The 15,708-nt window shown below is 37.8% G+C and carries 17 protein-coding genes, 1 rRNA gene and 1 pseudogene; 6 read left to right on the top strand and 13 right to left on the bottom strand.

Annotated elements, in window-relative coordinates:
• Position 1: 1 nt before the first annotated feature.
• The 9 genes from yidD to HPOKI112_RS07025 all read right to left on the bottom strand — a co-directional run bounded on the left by yidD (position 2) and on the right by HPOKI112_RS07025 (position 3,853).
• On the bottom strand, positions 2-355 hold the full coding sequence (gene yidD, locus HPOKI112_RS07065) for a membrane protein insertion efficiency factor YidD (RefSeq protein WP_015428338.1): 354 nt from the start codon (positions 353-355) through the stop codon (positions 2-4).
• Complete coding sequence (rnpA, locus tag HPOKI112_RS07060) at positions 342-827, bottom strand: ribonuclease P protein component (RefSeq protein ID WP_025310026.1); 486 nt, start codon at positions 825-827, stop codon at positions 342-344. The genes yidD and rnpA overlap by 14 nt, the downstream gene beginning before the upstream one ends.
• The gene (gene rpmH, locus HPOKI112_RS07055) at positions 787-921 is read right to left on the bottom strand and encodes a 50S ribosomal protein L34 (RefSeq protein ID WP_001847286.1); all 135 of its coding nucleotides are present in this window, start codon (positions 919-921) and stop codon (positions 787-789) included. Before rpmH ends, rnpA begins: the two co-directional genes overlap by 41 nt.
• A 71-nt stretch (positions 922-992) precedes the next feature.
• Positions 993-1,394 carry an ExbD/TolR family protein gene (locus HPOKI112_RS07050; RefSeq protein WP_000755082.1) on the bottom strand — a complete coding sequence of 134 codons (402 nt, stop codon included), beginning with the start codon at positions 1,392-1,394 and terminating at the stop codon, positions 993-995.
• 3 nt (positions 1,395-1,397) lie between these two features.
• On the bottom strand, positions 1,398-1,856 hold the full coding sequence (exbB, locus tag HPOKI112_RS07045) for a TonB-system energizer ExbB (protein ID WP_015428336.1): 459 nt from the start codon (positions 1,854-1,856) through the stop codon (positions 1,398-1,400).
• Positions 1,857-1,858: 2 nt separating this feature from the next.
• On the bottom strand, positions 1,859-2,317 hold the full coding sequence (gene smpB / locus HPOKI112_RS07040) for an SsrA-binding protein (protein WP_000766500.1): 459 nt from the start codon (positions 2,315-2,317) through the stop codon (positions 1,859-1,861).
• Entirely contained in the window at positions 2,314-3,117 is an 804-nt protein-coding gene (locus tag HPOKI112_RS07035; RefSeq protein WP_025276412.1) for a 4-(cytidine 5'-diphospho)-2-C-methyl-D-erythritol kinase, read from the bottom strand. Before HPOKI112_RS07035 ends, smpB begins: the two co-directional genes overlap by 4 nt.
• The gene (locus HPOKI112_RS07030; protein WP_000906457.1) at positions 3,117-3,347 is read right to left on the bottom strand and encodes a carbon storage regulator; all 231 of its coding nucleotides are present in this window, start codon (positions 3,345-3,347) and stop codon (positions 3,117-3,119) included. The genes HPOKI112_RS07035 and HPOKI112_RS07030 overlap by 1 nt, the downstream gene beginning before the upstream one ends.
• A 17-nt stretch (positions 3,348-3,364) precedes the next feature.
• The gene (locus tag HPOKI112_RS07025; RefSeq protein WP_025276411.1) at positions 3,365-3,853 is read right to left on the bottom strand and encodes a peptidylprolyl isomerase; all 489 of its coding nucleotides are present in this window, start codon (positions 3,851-3,853) and stop codon (positions 3,365-3,367) included.
• Between the two features lie 123 nt (positions 3,854-3,976).
• On the opposite strand from HPOKI112_RS07025, the gene HPOKI112_RS07020 reads away from it, so the two are divergent.
• From HPOKI112_RS07020 to HPOKI112_RS07010, 3 genes are all read left to right on the top strand, one after another.
• Complete coding sequence (locus HPOKI112_RS07020) at positions 3,977-4,756, top strand: hypothetical protein (protein WP_025276410.1); 780 nt, start codon at positions 3,977-3,979, stop codon at positions 4,754-4,756.
• Positions 4,757-5,245: 489 nt separating this feature from the next.
• Positions 5,246-6,749, top strand: a 16S ribosomal RNA gene (locus tag HPOKI112_RS07015).
• A 534-nt stretch (positions 6,750-7,283) separates the two neighbouring features.
• Positions 7,284-7,556: a hypothetical protein gene (locus HPOKI112_RS07010; RefSeq protein WP_001089885.1), complete on the top strand. Its 273-nt coding sequence runs from the start codon at positions 7,284-7,286 to the stop codon at positions 7,554-7,556.
• Between the two features lie 630 nt (positions 7,557-8,186).
• On the opposite strand, the gene HPOKI112_RS07005 is transcribed toward HPOKI112_RS07010, so the two are convergent.
• The 4 genes from HPOKI112_RS07005 to HPOKI112_RS06990 all read right to left on the bottom strand — a co-directional run bounded on the left by HPOKI112_RS07005 (position 8,187) and on the right by HPOKI112_RS06990 (position 10,823).
• Positions 8,187-8,624 (bottom strand): hypothetical protein, encoded by a 438-nt coding sequence (locus tag HPOKI112_RS07005; RefSeq protein ID WP_025276409.1) that lies wholly within the window; start codon positions 8,622-8,624, stop codon positions 8,187-8,189.
• A gap of 9 nt (positions 8,625-8,633) precedes the next feature.
• On the bottom strand, positions 8,634-9,644 hold the full coding sequence (locus HPOKI112_RS07000; protein ID WP_025276408.1) for a hypothetical protein: 1,011 nt from the start codon (positions 9,642-9,644) through the stop codon (positions 8,634-8,636).
• Positions 9,645-9,652: 8 nt separating this feature from the next.
• Positions 9,653-10,348 carry a toll/interleukin-1 receptor domain-containing protein gene (locus tag HPOKI112_RS06995; protein ID WP_025276407.1) on the bottom strand — a complete coding sequence of 232 codons (696 nt, stop codon included), beginning with the start codon at positions 10,346-10,348 and terminating at the stop codon, positions 9,653-9,655.
• Positions 10,349-10,565: 217 nt separating this feature from the next.
• Positions 10,566-10,823, bottom strand: a complete 258-nt coding sequence (locus HPOKI112_RS06990; protein WP_025276406.1) for a hypothetical protein — start codon at positions 10,821-10,823, stop codon at positions 10,566-10,568.
• Between the two features lie 70 nt (positions 10,824-10,893).
• Here HPOKI112_RS06990 and sppA point away from each other — a divergent pair, with 70 nt between their 5' ends.
• The 3 genes and pseudogenes from sppA (at position 10,894) to HPOKI112_RS06975 (ending at position 15,120) form a co-directional block, all read left to right on the top strand.
• Positions 10,894-11,772 (top strand): signal peptide peptidase SppA, encoded by an 879-nt coding sequence (sppA, locus tag HPOKI112_RS06985; protein WP_025310025.1) that lies wholly within the window; start codon positions 10,894-10,896, stop codon positions 11,770-11,772.
• 2 nt (positions 11,773-11,774) lie between these two features.
• Entirely contained in the window at positions 11,775-12,656 is an 882-nt protein-coding gene (purU, locus tag HPOKI112_RS06980) for a formyltetrahydrofolate deformylase (protein ID WP_015428328.1), read from the top strand.
• Positions 12,657-15,120: pseudogene (locus HPOKI112_RS06975) on the top strand (hypothetical protein).
• Positions 15,121-15,708 lie beyond the last annotated feature (588 nt).

Below are 15,708 nucleotides of genomic sequence, written 5' to 3'. Positions count from 1 at the left end.
ATTAAACCTTAATGATGTAGTAAGTTGTGCGGCTTTTTGTGGGAACGAGCCAAAAAGTAATGGTTTTAAAATTGCGATTAGAATCTTTATGAGATTGGAGCAAACTGGGGCGTTTCAAGCGAGTAGTGGGGTAAGCGATGCCTCCAGAGCAAAAAGGGTTGCATGAGAGTATCCTTATAGCGATTTTACCCATAGCACTCAAAGGGTTTTCAAAATAAAGCAACCACAGAGCGTAGTTGGAGCAAGTGGGGTAAAACCGACAGCTTGAAAAGGTGAAGGCCGAAAAAAAGCGTTGGTAACCCCTAATTGATGCCGTAAAAATCGCGCTCAAAAAAGGCGTTTTATTGTTTCGCATAGGTATGAGTTATTCCTTTTTTCAAGTCTTTTAAGGCTTTGTTCACATAGTTTTTAATGGAAGTTAGCATTTCTAAAAAATGTTTTTCTAAAGCCCAAAAATCTAAATGGTAACAATCGCTTCTAGGCACAAACACCAAAACAAGCCCTTGACAAAGCGCAGCATGCTTTAATGTAAGCGAACGCAAACGGCGTTTGATAAGGTTTCGTTTCACGGCGTTGCCGACTTTTTTGGACACGCTTAAGCCTAATAAATAAAGTGCTTTTTTGTCTTTAAGCCTACAAGAGAGCGGATCTTTAAAGCCCTCTTTTTCTTTTGGTGGCTCTTTTGATAAATCCAAAACAAAGAGCGAAAAAAAAGGGTTGTGTTTTTTGAAACCCTTTTGATAAACCCTATCAAACTCGCTCTTGTTTTTTAAAGAGTCATAGGGTTTAGACGGAAAGCTTTTTTCTGCCCTTAGCTCGTCTGGCATTGATCACCTTGCGCCCGTTTTTGGTTTTCATCCTCACAAGAAAGCCATGGGTTCGCTTTCTTGGTGTGTTGTGTGGTTGGTAAGTGCGTTTCATTTAAAACTCCCTTGATAAAAATTAAACATAAACACAGATTTTAGCTAAAGAATGCTAAAAATTGACTAAAACTAATTTTTTTGATTCTTTTTATCTTCAACAAGGATGTAAAGTTGCTTCAAATTGTTCGTTTGCAATAAATCCACGACTTTGATAAAGTTATCCAAATTGCTTTTCTTATCGCCTTGCAAGACAATAGGGGTGTCTTTAGCCAAAGTGGAAACCTTGTGTTTTAAATTTTCAAAGCTGATTTCTTTATCGTCAAAATAAAAAGAACCCTTATTAGAAATGGCGATCGTAACTTGTTTTTTGTCCAACACATCTTTAGAATCAGTGCTGTCTTTATCCACTTGGGGAATGCTGATAGGGAGCTTTGAAGTTTGCACAAAAGACGCTGTTGTAAGCACGATCACTAGCAACACAAGCATGATGTCAATGAAAGGCACCACATTCATGGATTCTACTTTTTTCACCGCTTAATCCTTAGCTTTGTTGTAAATCTCATGGGATTGCGTGTCAACCGGGTGGTGGAAAATATCCCATTTAGTGACTAAAATCTCGCTTTTTCTCACTAGCAAGTTATAAATCACAATCGCAGGGATCGCCACCAATAACCCCATGCCAGTCGCTTTTAAAGCAAGGGCTAAATTAGTCATGATCGCTTTAGTGTCAATGCCAGAAGCGGAGCCTAAATCCATAAAAGTGAGCATGATCCCCATAACCGTTCCTAAAAGACCGATATAAGGGGCGTTAGAGCCAATCGTGGCCACTAAAGTCAATCGTTTGTGTAAGGCCAGTTCTAATTTACGCTTGTCTGTGTAGTCATCCACACGAAGAGTGGCAAAAAACCATAACCTTTCTATTGCGATCGCTATAACGATAACAGAGAGAAAGATCAAAAACCCTATAACCCCATAATCTACCATTTCTTTCATTATTATCCTTTAAAGTGGTGTTTTAAATCAGCAAGAATTTCTTTATTGAGCGCTTTTTCTTTGAGACTTTGTCTTTTGTCGTGCAATCTTTTTCCTTTCACTAAAGCAATTTGGATTTTAGCTCTATTTCTTTGGTTAAAATACAATTTCAATCCCACGATACTCAAGCGTTCTTTAGACGCTTCAATCTGCCATTTCAATAATTGCTTTTTGTGTAAAAGCAACTTACGCTCTCGCCTTTCATTGGGCTTGTAATACGCATGGATTGTATCTAAATATGATATATGAACACCAAATAAAAAAGCTTCTCCTTTGATTATTTTAACAAAATTATCTTTTAAATTCACCCTAGTTTGCCTCAAAGCCTTCACTTCAGAGCCTAAAAGCACTAATCCTGCTTCTAAAGTTTCCAAAATTTCATAGTCAAAATAGGCTTTTTTATTGCTGGCAATGAGCTTCATTCGCCCCCTTTTAACGCAGGCTTTAGCCTAAAAAACGCGCTCCCGCTCCCGCTAAAAAACCACTCCTTGCCTAATTCGCTTTCTATATCTCTTAAGGCTTGGTTAGTGAGTAAAGCCGGCTTTAAAAGATCGTTTAATCCGTTTCTATCATAAGTCTTTAGGCATTCCAAACTCGGCTTTTTAAGCCATTCTTTAGCTTGAGAAAAACAAGTTTCAGGTTTATAGGCTTGATAAACGGCTTTGGTGCTGCAAAAAACATGATTTGGCACATAGATTTCTAGGCGATTTTCTAAAGGCTCTTCTTCAAAATTTTCAATGACTTCGCCATAAGAAGTAGCGTTAGCGCTTTTGTATTGCGAGATGAAAAAATTGGTGTCCGCACCCATTAAAGATCCCATGCTATAAAGCTCTTCTAAACTCAAACGCCAGTCAAAAATCTGATTCAGATGATACAATAGCCCCCCAGCATCAGCACTCCCACCGCCTAATCCGGCTTGAGTGGGGATGTTTTTTTCCACTTCAATCGCTAGGGTGTCTAGGGATTTGATGGCAGAATGAGAGAAATTTTTTGATTTTAAAAAATTTTTTAAAATTTGGAGGGCTTTAAAGAGCGAGTTTTCTTCTAAGGGGCAGTTAAAATCCCCTTTTAACGAAAAGGAAAGCGCGCTTTTGACGCTAATAATATCCTTTAGCTTATCTTTGACTAAACACATGCGAGAAATGAGCTTATGGTAAGCCCCTTCTTTGTGAAGGATCTTTAAAAAAATATTGACTTTAGGATAAACCTCAAAAGCATGCATCAAGGCTTAATGACCTTTTTGATGTTTTCTAACAAGCTTTCATCTACGCACACAGAAGCTTTTTGGTTTTCGCTCACAATGGCCTCTTTGAGTTCAGTGCGCAAAATAAGGGTGCTTTCAGGGGCTTCAAACCCTAAACGCACACTCCCTCTGTCTATGGAAATGACTTTAATGTGGATGTTATCATCAATGACAATCCCCTCATTAACTTTGCGGCTGAGTATGAGCATGTCTAATCTCTTATTCCTTATAGGGAAGAGCTAAACACAACGCTCTCTATAATATCGCCTTGTTTGATTTTATCCAAAACGCTAAGGCTTTCTGCGTTTTTGATTTTGCCAAACACGGTGTGCTCGCCATCTAGATGAGGCAAATCCACAAAACACAAGAAAAATTGACTCCCCCCTGTGTCTCTTCCGGCATGCGCCATAGAGAGTGAGCCTCTTTTGTGCTTGTTGGGGTTATGGGCCACTTCGCATTTAATACGGTGTCCTGGCCCGCCCGTGCCTGTGCCATAAGGGCAACCTCCTTGAGCCACAAAGCCTGCGATCACACGATGGAAATTAAGCCCATCATAAAAACCCTTTTTAGCTAGAGCTACAAAGTTACTCACCGCTTGGGGCGCGTCTTTGTAAAAAAGCTCTAGAGCGATATTGCCTTTATTGGTTTTGATCGTGGCGTAAGCGGTTTTTGCAAGCTCTTCTTCTTTAATATCATAAGTTTTAATTGGATCCATCATAAACCTTTGCGATAAGCTTTTGTCATTCAAATGCTCTATTATAGCAACAAATTAAAACAAATGGTATTTTAGCCGATAGTGTTGTAGGATACTTTTGAAATTTAAGCGGTAAGTTGGATAATGGTGCGTTGGCATAAAAGATTGGCGGTTGGTTGTTGTATCGTTTTATTTTCATGCATGATGAACGCTAATAGCATTCAAATCGTTAGAGACGATCCGCCCCTTGATCCAACGCTCCCTGCATGGGTTTATTCTGTTGCGTTATTGAAAGTGTATTTTAGCGATGGGACTTATAAAGAAGGCTATGCGACTTTGCTCAAAAACGGGCGTTATATCGCTTCTTCTGAAACGCTTTATTCTAACGGCTTATACCCTAAAACGATTTTAGCCAAAATGCAAGACAGCAGCGCTAAAGAGCTGATTTGTATAGCCAGCTTGCGCCTTGAAGCGATGGATAGGAATCAAGGGCTTTCGCTTTTAAAAACCGCCGATTTTAGAGACGATTATTGCCATAAAAGAGAAGAGAGCTATTATCATGCAAGGATTTACACAAAATACGCTCAAACTTTTCATTCAAATCCTTATACCCATCAAAAAACACCCAATTCCGATCTCTACTACCCAGCGTTAAATGAGGGGAATTCTTTTTCTATACAGATAACGGGCATTTCTGTGGCTGAACTTTTGAAATCTAAAAAATTTCTTTCGCTTGATGCTTCTTTTAAAAAGGGGAGTGCGTTGTGGGGAGGGAGGCCTTATTTTAGCGAAGTGGGGGAGTTTATGGGAATGGCTAGCAGCACTTTAGAAAACCACGAAAGTTTAGTGATTATCCCTAAAGAAAAGATCGTAAAATTTTTAAGTACTCTAAAAAATCAAAATATTTTCCCAAACATTCCCTAAATTTAAGCAAACCTTAAGCTTTCTATGACTATACTTTCATTTCCTTGTTTCAGTAAGGGCTTTTAAAAAGCCGCTTGATACCTTACAAGGATAGCTGTTTAAAGCAAACGATCTTTGAAAACTAAGCAAATTGATAGAAGTTCTTTTTAAAGGGATATTCTAAAATGATTGTAAGGATGACTTATTATAAAGAGTGAGAGTTTCAATGACTTTTATTCTTGTATAAGAAATCCTTATCCAAACCAGTGCCAGTCAATATTATTGATTGTATTATTATGATTGATGGTTAATTGGCATGAGAGTATTTACTAGGTTAGCGTTTAGCTAAACCTTTTTAAAAAGTTTCTTTCTGTTTTGTTGTTGTAATACTTAAGAACACAACCCGTTTTATTCAATAATCAAATAAAACGAGTTCTTGTGATACGCTAAAGCTGTTGTTAGGAATAACAACAGCCTATCAAAAAACAAAAGAGCTTTAGGACAAACACTTTTATGGAGAGTTTGATCCTGGCTCAGAGTGAACGCTGGCGGCGTGCCTAATACATGCAAGTCGAACGATGAAGCTTCTAGCTTGCTAGAGTGCTGATTAGTGGCGCACGGGTGAGTAACGCATAGGTCATGTGCCTCTTAGTTTGGGATAGCCATTGGAAACGATGATTAATACCAGATACTCCCTACGGGGGAAAGATTTATCGCTAAGAGATCAGCCTATGTCCTATCAGCTTGTTGGTAAGGTAATGGCTTACCAAGGCTATGACGGGTATCCGGCCTGAGAGGGTGAACGGACACACTGGAACTGAGACACGGTCCAGACTCCTACGGGAGGCAGCAGTAGGGAATATTGCTCAATGGGGGAAACCCTGAAGCAGCAACGCCGCGTGGAGGATGAAGGTTTTAGGATTGTAAACTCCTTTTGTTAGAGAAGATAATGACGGTATCTAACGAATAAGCACCGGCTAACTCCGTGCCAGCAGCCGCGGTAATACGGAGGGTGCAAGCGTTACTCGGAATCACTGGGCGTAAAGAGCGCGTAGGCGGGATAGTCAGTCAGGTGTGAAATCCTATGGCTTAACCATAGAACTGCATTTGAAACTACTATTCTAGAGTGTGGGAGAGGTAGGTGGAATTCTTGGTGTAGGGGTAAAATCCGTAGAGATCAAGAGGAATACTCATTGCGAAGGCGACCTGCTGGAACATTACTGACGCTGATTGCGCGAAAGCGTGGGGAGCAAACAGGATTAGATACCCTGGTAGTCCACGCCCTAAACGATGGATGCTAGTTGTTGGAGGGCTTAGTCTCTCCAGTAATGCAGCTAACGCATTAAGCATCCCGCCTGGGGAGTACGGTCGCAAGATTAAAACTCAAAGGAATAGACGGGGACCCGCACAAGCGGTGGAGCATGTGGTTTAATTCGAAGATACACGAAGAACCTTACCTAGGCTTGACATTGAGAGAATCCGCTAGAAATAGTGGAGTGTCTGGCTTGCTAGACCTTGAAAACAGGTGCTGCACGGCTGTCGTCAGCTCGTGTCGTGAGATGTTGGGTTAAGTCCCGCAACGAGCGCAACCCCCTTTCTTAGTTGCTAACAGGTCATGCTGAGAACTCTAAGGATACTGCCTCCGTAAGGAGGAGGAAGGTGGGGACGACGTCAAGTCATCATGGCCCTTACGCCTAGGGCTACACACGTGCTACAATGGGGTGCACAAAGAGAAGCAATACTGCGAAGTGGAGCCAATCTTCAAAACACCTCTCAGTTCGGATTGTAGGCTGCAACTCGCCTGCATGAAGCTGGAATCGCTAGTAATCGCAAATCAGCCATGTTGCGGTGAATACGTTCCCGGGTCTTGTACTCACCGCCCGTCACACCATGGGAGTTGTGTTTGCCTTAAGTCAGGATGCTAAATTAGCTACTGCCCACGGCACACACAGCGACTGGGGTGAAGTCGTAACAAGGTAACCGTAGGTGAACCTGCGGTTGGATCACCTCCTTTCTAGAGAAAAGCTTTTAACATTCGCTTGTTAAAAGCCAAAGAGTATTACCTGACAAAAGAACTTCTTGTTGCTTAGTTTTGAAAGATTGGGCTTATTCTTTCTTTTTTTTTACTTCTTGATTGTTTTTAATATTTGCTTGCTTATTGTTTGTTATTTCTTAATGCTTATATTTTTAGTTGTTAGTGTCTTTATATTTAATGTTTAATGTGTTTAGTTTGCTTGTGTTGGTTTTTTAAAAAAGAATCGTTAAAATTTTTTCATAAAACCCCTTGACTCCAATGTTGAGTTTAGATACAATAGTTGAACTTGGTGTTTGGGACTACTGTCGTGTATTCGGCTTGTCTCCTGCTCCTAGGCGCTAAAAGCGAAATTTAACCATAGGAGTTTTCTCAAATGATAAGATTGCATTTAGCAACATTAACAATTCAAACGAATTTGTTTCATGTGGTGGATTTGTTCAATTTGCCGATAAGCAAGGTTTGGATTGTCCGCTCTATAAACTTTATTCTAAAATTCTAAAAAAAGGAAAATAGATGAATAGCTATCGAAAACTAAAAGCCGAAAATACAATGCTTAAAGCTGAAAACCAAGAGCTTAAAGGTAAGATAGAAAAGCTTGAAAAAGAAGTTTCTAGGCTCAATGATAATGTTGAAAGAATGTGTGATTTGCTTCTAGAAAAGATGGATACCCCAAACCAAAAATTTATATATTATAAAGGAGATGATAATAATTCTGTTGGGAAACTTGTTGGCATTGACTCTAAAAGAGAGAGATCTTCCATGCTTTATCCCTATGTGGTGGAGTAGATAGATATAGGGGGTTTAAAATATCTCAATAGCAGTGTCATTTTTGTTCAAATTCGGAAATTTGGACACTGTTATTTTAAATTGAACATGGTTTTAATTTTATTTTAGAGATAGCTTAAGCTCTCATCAAGAAGCCTTAAGTTACTAGGCATGCGGTATTAAATAAACATACAATTAGATTTCTCAAAGCTTGATTTAGAGAAACGGCTTAGTATTATTTAAATAGATATTTAGTTTTTAAAACAACAAAAACTACTCATAAATCAACCATTTAATAAGTAATAAGATTATCAAACCAATTCAAAAATATTAGTGTTTGGTGTTAGTAAGTTATAAAGTCTCACTATAGTGTAAAGCATTCAAAAAAAAATGAGTTTGCAAAAGGAATAAACCCTATCAATAGGACAGAAAGTTTTTGGGATTTCTCAAAAATTAGTTTGAGTGCGTTTAAAGAGATAGATAAATCAACCATTTACTCCATTTAGAAGAGCGTGAGTTTAGGTAAAACTTGTATCAAGTTTTATGGGAATGGATATGGAAAGTGGTGGGATTATTTTGCGATACCCTAAATCCTAAAACGCTTTAAAAGTTGTCGTTTGATTAGAATCAGGCTCTTTTATAGCTAACGCTTCATAAAACAGAATCAAAAACAAAACCATAGACCACCAAACAAAGACCTAACACCCAATAGGGGAAAAGGCTACGCGAACGCATGGCAGATAAGAATTGCGTTAATTGGCAAGTTTGATGAGCAGGAAAGACTTCAAATAACCTTTCATCGGTTTTAAGCCTGTTTTCTATCAGCCATTGGTATTGCTCCCTGAATAATTTTTCTTGCATGAGATAATAAGCGTCTAAAAGATAAAAGCATGCCAACAACACCCCTAAAACGCATAACCCATAAAGATGAGAGATCGCCTCTATTTTGAGGGATAAAACACCCACAGCGAGTGCGAGTGTCCATTTCTTGCACTCCAAAGAATTTTGTGCCATTCTGTTGATAACGCCCTGCAAGATTTTAAGCTCTTCTATAAGGATTTTTGCTCTGTCTTTTGGAGTATTTTCCATGTTTGATATTCATCTGTCAAAGTTAAAAGTCCAAGCGCCTTTGTCGGTTTTGACTCCAACTTCTATGAGATTTTGACACTTATAATGCGCTGTGAAACTTTCTCCAAATTTTAAATACACTGATAAGGTGTTTTTCTTGCTTTCTAAATCTTTAATGATTTTTTCCATTTTGTCAATACCTTGCGTCGCTTCAGTGAGTTCGACTTGATTGGCTTTGATAGACTTTTCTTCAGAACTAATCATCTTGTCAGTAATTTCTTTGGCATGCCTTGGGATAGCCTCTTTCAAATAGGCGAAATAAAATTTCCCTACGCTAGGCCACATGGATTTTAGTTTAGCAAGGCTTTGGAGACCTTTTTTTGATATCTTATCTTCATTTAAAAAGCCATCGGCTGAATTGCCATTATTATCAACAATACTATCTATTAATTTTTTGAGTTCTTTAAGGTTGATATAGGGGTAGTCTTTGGGGTTTTTAGTGTATTCAATAGTGTTTCTTATATCGTTTAGAATAATCAATAGCTTCAAATCTGGCACCTCTGATTCATATTTATAGCTATCAAGGTTATCAAGCATTCTCTTAACAACATATATTGGGTTATCATCTTTTGTATATTTATAATCATGGCCACTAACGAATAGTCCTTCATTTTCTAACAATTTATCAAGATTATTGGATTGTTGCACATGCTGTGTGAGTTCTTCTAAATCTTTTTGAAGTCTTGCGATTTTTGCTTGGTGGTTTTTAATCGCTTTTTCTTTTTCTGATGCAAACAGGTATGTATTGGCTGTTTCTTGTATTAACTTTACCAAGAAATTTTTATCATGCTCGCAATTCCCACGATTGAGCTTCAAGTCTTGGATTTCTATGTTGTCGGTTTTAGAAATGATTTTCAAGGTAGAATTGAAGCTATTTTTTTCAATCCCAACTAGTGGTTCGCCACTGTCGCCCCCACAGCCTGCTAAATATAACGCCAAACAGCTCGCACCCAGTAATTTTTGATAAGTTTTAAAAAACATGCTTGTTCCTATGAATTGATTTGTTGCGATAGTTTTTTAAGGGTTATAGTCTCAAAACTTTCTAAAAATGGCGATATATCATGAAAGACTTGCATGCTTTCCATCATTGGAATTGGGCGACTCTCACTAATAGAATGAGCGATTCTTAATTCTTCATAAATCCATACAGAATAAGTGATTTGTGATAGCCCTTGATTGGAAACGCTGTTCTTACTCTGTAAGAACACGAAATAGGGGCATTTTTCAATCATATCTTGTAAAGATTCTCTGAGAATGAGCGTGAAAGCGTCTTCAATCTTGCTTATATCATCGTATCTTGCTAATTTGTTTAAGACATCGTCTTTATAATCCCAAAAAAGCGAATCGATAAACACTTTGCGTTTTGTTTGGCTTTCCAAATAGTCTTTAACCTCTAAAGCCTTATTCCTATCTGCATGCGAGTGCGAGAGGAACACTTGAGCGTTTTTTAACTGCGGTTTGAACGGGCTAAAAAAGGCTTCTTTGATTTCATTGCGTTTTAAAACGATGTTGTCGTTAGAATATGGGGCGTTTTTAATGAGTTCGTGAATCTTTTCAGCCGCTTCATTAATTTGATGGGCTTGGTTGTTAAAAGAGCGTGCAATGGGTTTTAACATAATTTGATTTTTACTACTATCTAAATCAACCTTAAAAGCTTTTATGGTTTTTTTAATGTTTTCACTCATTCTAAACATTTATAAATTATAAATACGATTTTTAGTTCCCTTTAAAATCCTTTGATTATAGTAGACTTAGACTTAGCTTAAGAGCGCTTGAATTTTGGGGTGTTAGGGGCTGTTGGAATAGCTAAAAATCACCGCTAAAAAAAGCCTTTTTACAAACGAAAAAGGGCGTATAAAATTACAATGACCTTAAAAAGCGCAAAAAAACAACAAATGCAATCTAAAAAACCTCTTCGCACGCCTTCTTGTCTTTATGGAGTAAGCATTCTTTTTGCAACTCTATAAAACGCTTTTTCCTTTCTTCTTCGGTCATATTGTTAGGCTTTTCAATGGGGTGTGGAAGAGGGCGTGAAAGCTTTGAAGTGGGGGTGAATTTGGGTGCATACCCCAGTTTATTGACTGCATAAAAGCCTAAAGCAGCGATTAAAATAAAAATCCAATCTGTTTTTCTGATCTTGGGGCAAAATTTACACGCCATGATTTAATCCTTAAAACATTTGAAGTATAATACACTCTTATGGTCAAATATTAAGTTTAGGAAAAGCTGCATGTGGAGTTTCATTCAAAAAATCTTTAAGGCTTTAATCATTATGCCTTTAGATTTTATCACGAAGTATTTCAAATCGTTTGTGCTGTTATTGATTGTATTAGTCTTTTTTAGTGCTAAAGAAAGCACGCCAAGCGTCCCGCCCAATCTCGCTAAACTCTATTTAAATGGGGCGATTTTTAGCACGGAGGATTTTGACAAAGAAGTGGATAAGATCTTAAAAACCCCTAGCATTAAGGGCGTTTTACTTTTGATTGATTCTCCTGGTGGGGCGGTATCAGCGAGCGTGGAATTGAGCGAAAAAATCGCTGATTTGAAGCAAAAAATGCCCGTTTTAGCGTATGCTAGGGGGATTATGGCGAGCGGGAGTTATTATGCGGGCATGCAAGCGAGCGAAGTTTATGCCTCTAAAGCGAGTTTGATAGGATCCATTGGGGTGATTTTTTCGGGCACGAATGTGGAAAATCTGCTCAATAAAGTCGGCGTAGCCACTCAAGGCGTGCATGCGGGCGAATATAAAGAAATAGGCACTTTCACCAGGGCATGGAAACCCAACGAAAAAGATTTTTTGCAAAATTTAGTCAATGAGCAATACCAAATGTTTGTGAATGATGTCGCTAAAGCCAGAAAATTAGACGCTAAGGATTATAAGGATTTTGCTGAAGGGAAGGTCTTTAGCGCTCAAAACGCTCTAAAATTAAAACTCATTGATAAAATCAGCACGATCAAACAAGCCCAAGATCGCTTAATGGAATTGAGTAAGGTTAAAAAAGCTTATTGGCTAGAAAAAAGCCCTATGGAACGCTTCATTGAAAAAGCCACGCAATCAGCGAGTAATATCATCACGCAAGCCTTTGGCTATCAATTATTAATGAGATGAAGATGTTAGAATTTATTTTAAAAATTCAAGCTAGAGACTCTAAAGGCTTGGTGAGCGCGATTAGCACCACTATCGCTAACAAGGGCTATAACATCGTCAAAAACGATGAATTTGTTGATCCCTTAAAACAGCGCTTTTTCATGCGGCTAAAAATCCAAAAAGAAATGAAGCCCTTGAATACTGAAATTAAAGAGCAAGAAGAGCGATCCTTAAAAACGGCTCTTTTTAAAGCCTTAGAAAACTTTAACGAGCTATTGATTGAAGTCATTTTAACGCATAAAAAAAATATTATTTTACTCGCTACTAAAGAGAGCCATTGCTTAGGGGATTTGCTTTTAAGGGTGTATGGAGGGGAATTGAACGCTCAAATTTTAGGCGTTATTTCTAATTACGAGATTTTACGCCCTTTAGTGGAAAAATTTGACATCCCTTATTTTTATGCGCCTTGTGTTGATCAAATTTTGCATGAAAAAGAAGTTTTGGCAATCATTAAAGACCTGGAATTAAAACACAAAGTGAGTGCGGATCTGCTCGTTTTAGCCAAATACATGCGTATTTTAAGCCATGATTTTACGAAGCGTTATGAAAATCAGATCTTAAATATCCATCATAGTTTCTTGCCCGCATTCATCGGGGCCAACCCTTACCAGCAAGCGTTTGAAAGGGGCGTGAAAGTCATTGGGGCCACGGCACATTTTGTGAATGAAAGCCTTGATGCTGGGCCAATTATCATACAAGACACTCTGCCCATTAACCACAATTACAGCGTGGAAAAAATGCGCCTAGCGGGTAAGGATATAGAAAAACTGGTTTTGGCTAGGGCTTTAAAACTCGTTTTAGAAGATCGGGTGTTTGTGCATGAAAACAAAACGGTGGTGTTTTGAATGCTTTTAGATTTCAGCAACCTCAATGAGGAACCCCTAAAATCTAGCGTAGCCAAAGCCTTTTTTGAAAACTTTGACTTTAGCGGAGATAAAATTGATTTTATCATCACTTACAGCCATAAGAACAAAGGCAAGCCTTTGTGGGTTGAGCCGATTTTATGGGCTGAGGGCAAAAAAGGTAAAAGCGAGCTTTTTAAATCTTTAACCCAACTCATTCTAACAATAGGTAAGTATAAGTTTTATACGCATTTCCCCCCACCATATTTAGGGGCGTTTGATGCGTTTAGTTTTCTTTTTGTGGAATATCACAAACTGGATTTTATTTTTACACGAAGCGATATAGATTTTTCTGTAACTCCAAGCAACCATAACACCGAGAGTTTTAAACACCTACTCAATGAGCTTACACCACTCTTAGAAAAAGAAGCTTTAATCTTTGATTATGAAACTCAAAATAAAGAACTCAAAGCCTTTATTAAAGATAATTTACTCTATTCTAAACGCTCTAAAATTCCTGTAGATAAGAATAATTTCGTGCATGCGTATTTCAAATGGGTAGAACATGTTAAGCCTAGCATTTCTATTGAGTGGCAACAGGCTAAAAAACAAGGCATTTTGGACGCTGATTTTTACTTAGCGGATTTATTAAGCGAGAGTAATGAGACCATTTTGGAAAGCCTTAACACCATTTTAAAAGTCAATCATTACAAATTCAATAAGAAGTTAAATAATTTTGGGGCGTTTAATTTTGATGAAACTTCATTTAACGACAAGCAAAAAGCCCACCAAACCTTTTGGAACATCTATGAACGACCGCCTAAAAGAGAATTTTGGGACTACATCATAGAAAGGCGTGATTTACTGGTTTCAAATGATATTAGAGAAAGAAAGGGGGCGTTTTTCACCCCTAAGATTTGGGTAGAAAAGAGCCAAGAATATTTAGCCAAAATCTTAGGGCAAGATTATCAAGATGAATACATCATTTGGGATTGTGCTGGGGGGACTGGTAATTTACTGAGTGGCTTAATTAACAAAGCGAATTTATATCTCTCTACTTTGGATAAAAGCGATGTGTCAATCGTGAAAGAACGCATTAAAAATGGAGCGAAGCTTTTAGAAAACCATGTCTTTCAATTTGACTTTTTAAACGATGACTTTTTCAGCGATAAAACGCCAAAAAGCTTGCAAGAAATCTTAAAAGACAAAGAGAAACGAAAAAGGCTCATTATCTATATCAATCCGCCGTATGCAGAAGCGGGTAATAAATCTAAGATGAGTGGCACAGGCGAACATAAAGCCAAAGTGGCACGAGACAATCTCATCTGTGAAAAATATAGAAATGAATTAGGCAAGGCTAATAATGAAGTTTTCGCTCAATTTTTCATGCGTATTTACAAAGAATTAAACGGCGTTATCCTTGCAAGTTTTTCAAAGTTGAAAAACTTGCAAGGATCTAATTTTAAAAAATTTAGAGAAGTCTTTAAAGCAGAGTTTAAGGGGGGCTTTATGGTGCCAGCAGACACTTTTGATAATGTGAAAGGGCAATTCCCTATTGGCTTTTTGGTGTGGGATACCGCTACCCCCCCCCTTAAAACCAACCAACGCGCTCAATTTAGAAGTGTTTGACTCGCTTGGCGAATTTTTGGGGTATAAAAATATACACTCGTGCAATAAGGTTCTATTTTTAGCAGACTATTTACAAAAGTTTCAGCCAACAAAAAAAGATACTATTCTTGGTTATTTAGATCCTGGTCGCAATAGCTTTCAACATCAAAATTTAGTCCATATTAGTGTTATTGACAAATCAGAACAATCGCATGTAAAATATTTTCCAATCATTACAACTACAATATTATTAGTGTCTGTATTCTTCTCTGTCCGCCATTGCATCAAAGCCACATGGCAAAACGATAGAGACCAGTTTTACGCCCCCTACAATGATGCATGGCAAGATGATAACGAGTTTAAAAACAACGCTCTTGCTTTCATGCTTTTTCACACACAAAACCGCATTACCAGCACTCAAGGGACAAACCACTTCATACCTTTTGATGAAGAAGAAGTTGGGGCTAAAGAAAGATACGCTAGTCATGTGTTACTAGACTTTTTAAAGGGTAAATTACAAGAACAAACACAGAATAACAATCTCTTTGAAACGCTAAACAAAGAAATTAAACCCCTAAAATTTAGCGAGAATGCTTTAAGTGTGTTTAACGCAGGGCGTGAAATTTATCGCTATTACCACGCCCAAGATTTCACTAAGAACGACTATAACGCTAATGTGAGCTTGTATGATATTAAAGAGTTTTTTCAAGGGCGTAACGCACAAGGCAAGTTAAACCCACCTATGAAAGCAAAAGATACTTATTACAAACAACTTTATGCTAACCTACAAGACGCTTTAAAAGACTTAGCTAAAGATCTACAGCCTAAAGTCTATGAATACGGGTTTTTAAGGGAGTAGTTTTTAAGACAAATAATCAAAAAGCTAGAGCAAGCGGTATTTTTTAAAAGCACTCTATGAGGGGATTTAGTTTATAGAGGGGAGAATTATTTCTATTCCCTTAAAAAAATAAGTTTTACAACAAAATGATCAACGCCCCAAAAGTCAAGGACAAACCCGCTTATAAAGGAAACCCCTAAGCTTTTAAACTCAGGGGAACGCTCTTAGAAAAATCAGCGTTTCACAGAAACGATCACTTTAAGCCCCAAAAAAGCAAACTCAAAGTATAATGATCTCCAAGAGCGTTTGTTATGTGGCTTTGACATAACATGCTCCTTTTAAGGTGATTTGCCCCATAATGCAACTATGGGGCGTGATGAGATTTTACAACAACCCCCCTTAAAACACCCCTAGATCGCACCAGATATGCAAGACAAAGTTTTTATGCCCCATTACGACCACTCAATTAATAAAGTTTATCTTTATTGGATAGAAAACAGAGCCATTTGACAATCATAAAAAAGAGGAATTTTAAAAGTTTAAAAATCTAATGGAGTTAAAAGGGTTAGTTTAAACGGATAGATCTACTAGATTAAAAGAAAGGGTTAA

The organism is Helicobacter pylori oki112 (assembly GCF_000600085.1).
Taxonomy (GTDB): domain Bacteria; phylum Campylobacterota; class Campylobacteria; order Campylobacterales; family Helicobacteraceae; genus Helicobacter; species Helicobacter pylori_CY.
Note: the sequence above shows the minus strand (reverse complement) of the source record. Positions and strands in the feature narration are given on the sequence as shown.